Genomic DNA, 8,027 nt, shown 5'->3' on the forward strand with positions numbered 1-8,027 from the left:
CGCCTTTGTGTATGGCTAATTCCGCCTCTACGTATCGCATCGCTATTAACGGTTACGGACGCATTGGCCAATGCGTGCTGCGGGCCCTCGTCGAGCGGCAACCTCCGGGCATTGAGATCGTTGCTATCAACGAACTCTCTGATCTCGCTACGATTACGTATCTGACGCGCTACGACACAACACATGGCCGTTTTCCAGGTGAGGTCGATAACGATGGCCAGGATCTCATCGTTAACGGCCAGCGCATCCAGATACTGTGCGAACAAGATCCGCGCAATTTACCCTGGAAAGCACTCGATGTAGACCTAGTGTTGGAGTGTTCGGGAAGCTTTAAAGACCGCGCCTCGGCCGAACTGCATTTAGCCGCGGGCGCCAAGCGGCTACTGTTTTCTCAGCCCGCAGAGAATGACGTTGATGCCACCATTGTGTGGGGCATTAATGAAGATCAGATGACGCTGTCCCAGCGCATTCTTTCCGCTGCATCGTGCACGACCAACTGTCTGGTGCCGCTGTTAACCGTTTTAGATGAAGCGCTAGGGCTTGAGCACGGCGTGACGACGACGATCCACTCGGCGATGAACGATCAGCCGGTGATTGATGCCTACCATCAAACGGATCTGCGCCTCACTCGCTCGGCGATGCAGTCGATTGTTCCCGTCGACACCGGCTTAGCGCTCGGTATTAGCCGCCTAATGCCTCACCTAGCGGGCCGCTTTGAGTGCTTACACGTCCGCGTGCCGACGATTAACGTCTCTGCGATGGACGTGGCCCTCACGGTTCGTAGCGATACTCACCGTGATGCGGTGAATGCGCTGCTCCTGACCGCCAGCCAACAGCGTTTGAAAGGCGTTCTTGGCTACACAGAAGCCCCCATGGCGTCGATTGATTTTAATCACGATCCACGCTCAGGCATTCTGGATGCTACCCAAACGCGAGTCGCTGGCAAACGCCTCATCAAACTGCTGTGCTGGTTCGACAACGAGTGGGGGTTCGCGAATCGTATGCTCGATATTAGTCATCGACTGGCCAGACTTTCGACAGAAACGTAAATCTGAACACGAGGAAACCGCTCACATGAATGTGAAGAAAATGACTGACCTTCCCTTGGAAGGACAACGCGTGCTGATCCGTGAAGATTTGAATGTGCCCATTAAACACGGTCGCGTCTCAAGTGACGCCCGCCTGCGCGCAGCGCTGCCCACCATTCAGGCAGCAGTGGACGCTGGCGCAAAAGTTATGCTGATGAGCCATTTAGGACGCCCCACTGAAGGCGAACCTGCCGATGAGTTTTCTCTTGCCCCCGTTGCTGAGCATCTGAGCGGCCTATTGGGTCGCCCGGTGCCCCTAGTGACCGCGTATCTCGGCGAAACGCTGGCACTTGAAAATGGTGATGTCGTGTTGCTTGAGAACGTGCGCTTCAACAGCGGCGAGAAGAAAGATGACGAGCAACTGGCGAAGCAGTACGCCGCGCTGTGCGATATCTTTGTTATGGATGCTTTCGGTACGGCCCATCGGGCACAGGCATCGACCCACGGCGTCGCCCGCTTTGCACCAAGCGCCTGCGCTGGGCCGCTGCTGGCCAAAGAGCTCGACGCGTTACAAAAAGCGTTGGCGAATCCGGCTCGCCCTATGGCCGCAATTGTCGGCGGTTCAAAAGTATCAACAAAGCTAGATGTGCTCACGACGTTAGCTGATAAATGCGATCAACTGATTGTTGGGGGAGGAATCGCCAATACCTTTATTGCCGCGGCGGGCTACAATGTCGGTAAATCACTGTATGAAGCCGACCTGATCGATCAGGCTAAGGCGTTGATGGAAAAGGTCTCGATCCCGCTACCTACCGATGTCGTTGTGGCCACCGAGTTTTCTGAATCAGCGCAGGCGGTTGTCAAACCCGTCGATCAAGTAGCCGACAATGAAATGATTTTAGATATCGGCCCTGAGACGGCGGCTCACTTAGCCACCATGCTTAAAGATGCTGGCACCATTTTATGGAACGGGCCGGTCGGTGTGTTTGAAATAGATCAATTTGGTAACGGCACTCAGGTTATTGCCCAGGCCATTGCCGATAGCGCGGCTTTCTCTATTGCCGGTGGTGGTGATACGTTAGCGGCCATTGATAAATACGCCATTGCGGATCGCGTTTCCTATATTTCTACCGGTGGCGGTGCCTTTCTTGAATATGTTGAAGGCAAACAGCTACCGGCCGTGGCAGCCCTCGAAGCGGCTGCCAAACGCGGCTAATTTGTTGTAAAAAAACGCATTAGACAACGTGAATCCGTGTGCTTGCAGCACGGGTTCACATAACCAGTTCTTCACAACGTCTACAGATAAGGTGATTTCATGGCTCTGATCAGCATGCGCCAGATGCTCGACCACGCTGCCGAATACGGCTACGGTATTCCGGCTTTTAACGTCAATAACCTTGAGCAGATGCGCGCCATTATGGAAGCCGCCGATGCCACCGACTCGCCGGTCATCGTGCAAGCATCTGCGGGTGCGCGTAAATACGCAGGTGCGCCGTTTCTGCGTCATTTGATTTTAGCCGCGGTTGAGGAGTTTCCTCATATTCCGGTGGTCATGCACCAGGATCACGGCACCAGCCCTTCAGTCTGCCAGCGCTCTATTCAGCTCGGTTTCTCCTCGGTGATGATGGATGGCTCGTTGGGCGAAGACGGCAAAACGCCGACTGACTACGAATATAATGTTGACGTTACCCGTCGTACGGTAGAAATGGCACATGCCTGCGGCGTCTCCGTTGAAGGTGAGCTGGGCTGCTTGGGTAGCCTGGAAACCGGTATGGCCGGTGAAGAAGACGGCATTGGCGCTGAAGGCAAGCTGGATATGGAGCAGATGCTCACAGACCCTGAGGAAGCCGCCGATTTTGTTAAAGCCACGCAGGTCGATGCACTGGCCATCGCCATTGGCACCAGCCACGGCGCTTACAAATTTACCAAGCCACCCACGGGCGATACGCTTTCAATCCAGCGCATCAAAGAAATTCACGCGCGTATTCCAGATACCCACCTAGTGATGCATGGCTCGTCTTCTGTGCCGCAAGAATGGCTGGAAATCATTAACCAGTACGGCGGCCAGATCCCCGAAACTTACGGCGTACCGGTCGAAGAAATTATCGAAGGGATTAAACACGGCGTTCGTAAGGTCAATATCGACACTGACCTACGCCTAGCCTCTACCGGCGCAGTGCGTCGTTTTATGGCTGAGAACCCCGCTGAATTCGATCCGCGTAAGTTCTTGAAGGAAACCGTCACGGCGATGCGCGACCTATGTATCGCCCGCTACGAAGCGTTCGGTACCGCCGGCAATGCCAGCAAAATCAAGCCGATTAACTTAGAAGAGATGTTCCTGCGCTATGAGCGCGGCGAACTGGCGCCTAAGATCAAATGATCGCCTAACTAAGCCTGTTAAAAAAGACGACCCATAGGTCGTCTTTTTTGTACCGCTCTCTTTTCATAACCCAGGTTATAGTCCGCAAAATGCATATTGCAATGCAGCATTGATGCGCTGACACTGTGTATTAGGCCACGAGGTTTCGCGGCCCAACACAGAGGCAAGCCGCTTATGAAATGCTCATCCACCCTGTCATTGGTCCCCACCACGCCAGTGGCGATGTTCGATATATGGAAAGTCGGCCTGATGGCGTGCGAGCTATGGTCTACCTCTCTGTCCACCATCACTATGCGTAACCACTTATGGCAAACGCAGCCGTTCTTCAGCCCTAAAATGATGCAAGAGAATCAACGCATGGTTACCGAAAAACTCGAGGCCAGCATGGAAGCTGGCCTCGTCATGCAAAAAGCACTGTTTAATTCAATGAATGGTCAGCTCGCCCCCTGGTGGGTCACTAGCAAACGTACAATGAAGCCTTATCACCAACGTAGTAGCGCTAACTCCCGCCGGCTTGCCCAGTAGCATTACTTTAGGCACTGACGCTACTCGTTGTCGTCAGTGCCATCATCGTTGTCATTGTTTTCTTCTTCACTGCTGTGGATTGCATCATTTGGACTGCCGGTGCCTCCGGTGCCAGCGCCAGGGCTTTCTTCTTCCCCCGTTGAAGGCGCAAGCTCTACGTCATCCTCGCCTGCGCGAGTTTGATCACTCGCCTCACCAGCGTCGTTAGACGAAAGCTCTCCATCGCGCTTTACCGATCCTGCCTTTATGCCGTACTCCTCCTCCAGAGCTTTATCATTTAGTGGCGCGTGCTGCTCGTTTTCTGGTGCGTGATTATCGGCAAAAACATAGCCCGTCGTCGCGAGTAAAGCAGCGCTAAACGTAAAGAGAAGAACCCAGGCAGTTAATCGCATAGCGCGATCTCCATTGGTGATGACAGGGGATATTGCATACTATATCGTCAACGCAGTCGTCGTAAAATTGAGCATGGCTATTTTAAGCTGGCTCAAGAGCAATACGCTGGCAAGCAAAAAATAACAAAACAGTGTTCACAAAAGGCAAAAAATCCCGTTCAATAGAGGGTGATTGGCTTAACTAACACTGGCAGCGCTTGAGCCGCTGCAAGGAAATGCAATGCCGCTCCCACTTTTGCTGTTTGACTGTGATGGCACACTCGTTGACAGCGAACCCATTCTCGCGGAAGAAATGGCCTTAGGCCTCAATGCAGTAGGGCTGCCTTTTGCTGCCACTGACTACCTTGGCGAATTTCGCGGCGCGCGCTTTCGACGGATTGTTGCCGAACTGCAAAAACGACACGGCGACGTCGATCCAGACAAGCTCGACAGCATGGAAACTCACATGCGGGCTAACTTAGCCACGCGACTTTCCCAGGAACTAACGACGATACCCGGTGCCCACGAAGCACTGGATATATTGGCTGGCTACCCCAGCGCCGTGGTATCCAACGGCCCAGAAAGTAAAATTCACACCGCGTTAAGTGTTACGGGCCTTGGCGACTATTTTGGGAACCGTTTATTCAGTGGCTATACCGCCAATTGCTGGAAGCCTGAACCCTGTTTACATTTACATGCAGCGAGTATCATGGGCTACTTGGCACGTGACTGTATTGCCATTGATGACGCACTAGTGGGTGTTCACGCGGCCCAGCAAGCCGGAATGACGGTCATCCATTTAAATCGTTTTCCCGATGCCGAGACAACGCCTGAAAACGCTATTATGATCAGCAATATGTATCAGTTACCTGCAGTAGTGGAGAGACTCACTCGTGAATATTGGCAAATCCCTGTGCCTCAACACTCGGCTGGGGGGCGGTAATGGCGTCTTTGCGTGATCAGTTAGGTGGGCTGGTGTATTCCACCGAGCACGGTAAAACCTGCCCGACCTGTAGAGAAGCACTTGATGCATGTAATTGCGATAATGCAAGTGAGCTGGAGCGGCTAGCGGCTCTCGATGGCGTGGTTCGTATTCGACGTGAAACCAGCGGCCGCAAAGGCAAAGGCGTGACTACCGTTAGCGGCATTCCTTTGCCAAGCGACGATCTCAAACGTTTGGCAAAAACGCTTAAACAGCGGTGTGGAACGGGTGGCGCGGTTAAAGAGGGTATTATCGAAATCCAAGGCGATCATCGAGACACCCTACATCAGGCGCTGAGCGCTCTCGGATACCAGGTCAAATTCGCTGGAGGTTAATACCTCTATAATACGATGACTTATCGCTAGGTAAGTCGCAGAGCAAGGCACTGCAATGGCTTGGTTGGAATATTTGCTACCGCTAATTTTTTTATTCCCGATGGCGGCAATGGGCAGCATCGTGTTGGCGCTACGTAGCTTACATGACGCCCGTGTTCACTCTCCTTTCAATGCGCCCCTTCATGAACCAGGCCAAGCATTGCGCTACCGCCTTGACCAAGCATTTTCTAGCCTATTTTTAAACGGTGCGCTAGGGCCCATCATCAGCCTGGCGCCACTCGTTTACGGCATGGGGCGCATGCTATTTGTCGAACGACAAGACTGGGTTGAATGGGCACTGTATGGCCTGCTAAGCACATTACTCGTTCTAATATTTTCATTGCTATTAGTACGTGACTACCAGCGCATACGGCGATTAAAGCTTGGCTTGGCTTGCGAGCTTGCCGTTGGGCAAGAGCTTGCGAGACTCGTTCGCCCCGACGCACACCCCTACTACGTTTTTCACGATGTGCCCACCGATAGCTTTACCATCGATCACGTCGTAGTGACGCCTCACGGCATTTTTGTGGTCGAAACACGCGCTAGAACGCTGGCTATTGGCACCGATGGCCATGAGCTCGATACAGTGGCCGTAGAACGAGAGCGTTTGCGCTTTCCTCACTGGCAGGAGCGTAGGCCGCTACATAAAACACGCCAGGGCGTGTGCTGGCTCTCTCACTGGTTAGAGCGACGCTGTGGCGTCCCTGTTGCGGTGCGCGGCGTGCTGGTACTCCCTGGCTGGAAAATAGATAACAGTGATGCGGCTACCGATATTCTGGTGGTGAGCGGTGATACCCTCGCCAAGCAGCTGACCGAGCTAAACACCGGCCCGCTCAATGATGTCATACATGATAAGGTCATCAACGTTTTGCTTGAGCGCGCCAGACTCTTGGAATTAAAGCACCTCAGTCAGCCATCGGTGTAGAGGAAAGATGGTTAGTCGCCGCGTAAGCGACCGCCCATCTCCTGAGCTAAGTCCACCGCGTAGTGGTCGGTCATCCCGCCGATAAAGTCCAGCATCCGTCGATAGCTATCATAGAGCGGCCAAGACGGCAGCGGCGTATTTTCACCAATAAGAGCCAGTACACGCTGATGCTTAAACGATGAATGCCCCGTATGGTGCAGCTCGTGAGCCGCCCCAATAAATGCCTCGAGAAGGATCCCTAGCGTTGTATAAGCGCCAATTTCTAATTTTGCCTTACGCTCGTTTTGGAAAATACGCTCGCGGGCTAACTGCTTGGCGGCCTGTACACCCCAGCCTAAATCCGGGTGGCACAGCTCTAATAGATCATTGCTAAGCGTACCGTTCAGCAAAGCCTGCTCATGCTGAACGAATACCGCACCCACATCATTGACGGCACGCTCCATGGCGGCGCCACGTAGTAATGCGATGCGGCGCCGCTGGGATACGTTGCGGTCTTGCATGTCGGTATATTCGGGTGGAAACTCTCCGGCAATCTGGCGCAGAATCTCGACGACTTCTTCGTAACGCAGAATGCCCATTTCTAAACCATCTTCAAGGTCCAGCAGCGCATAGCAGATATCATCAGCAGCCTCAACGAGCCAAGCGAGTGGATGACGGCACCACCGCTGCTCACCCCGGGGCAGCAACCCTACCGCTTCAGCGACCTCTTTGAGCAGTGCCTGCTCCGATTGATAAGCGCCGAACTTACCTGCCCGCCCACTATAGCGGACAGTCCACGGATATTTAAGCAGGGTTCCAAGCGTGGCCGACGTGAGCCGCATACCTCCATTGAACTGATTATATTCAATTTGAGTAATAACGCGAAAGCCTTGAGCATTGCCTTCGTAAGTCAGCAGATCTTCTCGTTCAGCATCGGATAGGCCCTCAAGCAGACCACTGCTCTGGGCACGCTGAAACCAATCGCGGATAGCATACTCACCGGCGTGTCCAAACGGCGGGTTGCCAATATCGTGGCCAAGGCATGCCGTTTGCACTATCACACCCAGGTCTGCCGGGGTAATCCATTCGGGCAGCTGATCACGCAGCAGCTCACCTACGATCATTCCCAGTGAGCGACCGACGCAGCCCACTTCTAACGAGTGAGTCAAGCGGGTATGAATATGATCGTTTTCTGTCAGCGGATGGACCTGGGTCTTGCGTCCAAGGCGTCTAAAAGAACCAGAGAAAACAATTCGGTCGTGATCTTTATGAAAAGGGCTACGGCCTATTTCTCGAGTGCTTTCTGAGCGTTGGTCGTGAAGACGACGTGGGGAAAGTAGCTGTTCCCAGCGCATCTGTGTCATAAGCATTCCTCCTGAAGGAGTGCATTCTGCCATAAAAATAGCCACGGGCAGACGCGCGACTCAACATTAAGATGCTTTAACCCTTATTGGTTAAAGATG

9 protein-coding genes are annotated in these 8,027 nt (G+C 53.4%); 7 read left to right on the top strand and 2 right to left on the bottom strand.

The genetic code is table 11. The features are described from left to right. The first annotated feature begins 11 nt into the window (after nucleotides 1-11). The 4 genes from ACT3TF_RS16985 to ACT3TF_RS17000 all read left to right on the top strand — a co-directional run bounded on the left by ACT3TF_RS16985 (nucleotide 12) and on the right by ACT3TF_RS17000 (nucleotide 3,933). Nucleotides 12-1,049, top strand: a complete 1,038-nt coding sequence (locus ACT3TF_RS16985; RefSeq protein WP_096276158.1) for a type I glyceraldehyde-3-phosphate dehydrogenase — start codon at nucleotides 12-14, stop codon at nucleotides 1,047-1,049. A gap of 25 nt (nucleotides 1,050-1,074) precedes the next feature. Next, nucleotides 1,075-2,244: a phosphoglycerate kinase gene (locus ACT3TF_RS16990; protein ID WP_096276160.1), complete on the top strand. Its 1,170-nt coding sequence runs from the start codon at nucleotides 1,075-1,077 to the stop codon at nucleotides 2,242-2,244. A gap of 99 nt (nucleotides 2,245-2,343) precedes the next feature. Continuing rightward, a complete protein-coding gene (fba, locus tag ACT3TF_RS16995; RefSeq protein WP_096276162.1) occupies nucleotides 2,344-3,408 on the top strand; it encodes a class II fructose-bisphosphate aldolase in 1,065 nt (354 codons plus the stop codon). 174 nt (nucleotides 3,409-3,582) lie between these two features. Then, the gene (locus ACT3TF_RS17000; protein ID WP_444625907.1) at nucleotides 3,583-3,933 is read left to right on the top strand and encodes a hypothetical protein; all 351 of its coding nucleotides are present in this window, start codon (nucleotides 3,583-3,585) and stop codon (nucleotides 3,931-3,933) included. 20 nt (nucleotides 3,934-3,953) lie between these two features. Here the strand turns inward: ACT3TF_RS17000 and ACT3TF_RS17005 are convergent, their stop codons facing one another. Next, complete coding sequence (locus ACT3TF_RS17005) at nucleotides 3,954-4,325, bottom strand: hypothetical protein (RefSeq protein ID WP_096276166.1); 372 nt, start codon at nucleotides 4,323-4,325, stop codon at nucleotides 3,954-3,956. 220 nt (nucleotides 4,326-4,545) lie between these two features. Between ACT3TF_RS17005 and ACT3TF_RS17010 the strand changes: the two genes are divergently transcribed. From ACT3TF_RS17010 to ACT3TF_RS17020, 3 genes are read left to right on the top strand one after another with little or no spacing between them, the layout of a single operon-like run. Next, nucleotides 4,546-5,247: an HAD-IA family hydrolase gene (locus ACT3TF_RS17010; RefSeq protein WP_444672625.1), complete on the top strand. Its 702-nt coding sequence runs from the start codon at nucleotides 4,546-4,548 to the stop codon at nucleotides 5,245-5,247. Continuing rightward, entirely contained in the window at nucleotides 5,247-5,621 is a 375-nt protein-coding gene (locus ACT3TF_RS17015; protein WP_096276170.1) for a translation initiation factor Sui1, read from the top strand. The genes ACT3TF_RS17010 and ACT3TF_RS17015 overlap by 1 nt, the downstream gene beginning before the upstream one ends. A 55-nt stretch (nucleotides 5,622-5,676) precedes the next feature. Beyond that, nucleotides 5,677-6,585, top strand: coding sequence for a nuclease-related domain-containing protein (locus ACT3TF_RS17020; RefSeq protein ID WP_096276172.1), 909 nt, complete (start codon nucleotides 5,677-5,679; stop codon nucleotides 6,583-6,585). 11 nt (nucleotides 6,586-6,596) lie between these two features. On the opposite strand, the gene ACT3TF_RS17025 is transcribed toward ACT3TF_RS17020, so the two are convergent. Beyond that, nucleotides 6,597-7,928 (bottom strand): deoxyguanosinetriphosphate triphosphohydrolase, encoded by a 1,332-nt coding sequence (locus ACT3TF_RS17025; protein WP_096276174.1) that lies wholly within the window; start codon nucleotides 7,926-7,928, stop codon nucleotides 6,597-6,599. Nucleotides 7,929-8,027 lie beyond the last annotated feature (99 nt).

The sequence above is a fragment of the Halomonas sp. AOP25-F1-15 genome, from assembly GCF_052378675.1.
In the GTDB taxonomy this organism is placed as follows: domain Bacteria; phylum Pseudomonadota; class Gammaproteobacteria; order Pseudomonadales; family Halomonadaceae; genus Vreelandella; species Vreelandella casei.

Excerpts from the sequence above, each read along its gene's own strand:
- ACT3TF_RS16985 (WP_096276158.1), top strand. The coding sequence starts at position 12 with ATGGCTAATTCCGCCTCTACGTATCGCATCGCTATTAACGGTTACGGA.
- ACT3TF_RS16990 (WP_096276160.1), top strand. The coding sequence starts at position 1,075 with ATGAATGTGAAGAAAATGACTGACCTTCCCTTGGAAGGACAACGCGTG.
- fba (WP_096276162.1), top strand. The coding sequence starts at position 2,344 with ATGGCTCTGATCAGCATGCGCCAGATGCTCGACCACGCTGCCGAATAC.
- ACT3TF_RS17000 (WP_444625907.1), top strand. The coding sequence starts at position 3,583 with ATGAAATGCTCATCCACCCTGTCATTGGTCCCCACCACGCCAGTGGCG.
- ACT3TF_RS17005 (WP_096276166.1), bottom strand. The coding sequence starts at position 4,325 with ATGCGATTAACTGCCTGGGTTCTTCTCTTTACGTTTAGCGCTGCTTTA.
- ACT3TF_RS17010 (WP_444672625.1), top strand. The coding sequence starts at position 4,546 with ATGCCGCTCCCACTTTTGCTGTTTGACTGTGATGGCACACTCGTTGAC.
- ACT3TF_RS17015 (WP_096276170.1), top strand. The coding sequence starts at position 5,247 with ATGGCGTCTTTGCGTGATCAGTTAGGTGGGCTGGTGTATTCCACCGAG.
- ACT3TF_RS17020 (WP_096276172.1), top strand. The coding sequence starts at position 5,677 with ATGGCTTGGTTGGAATATTTGCTACCGCTAATTTTTTTATTCCCGATG.
- ACT3TF_RS17025 (WP_096276174.1), bottom strand. The coding sequence starts at position 7,928 with ATGACACAGATGCGCTGGGAACAGCTACTTTCCCCACGTCGTCTTCAC.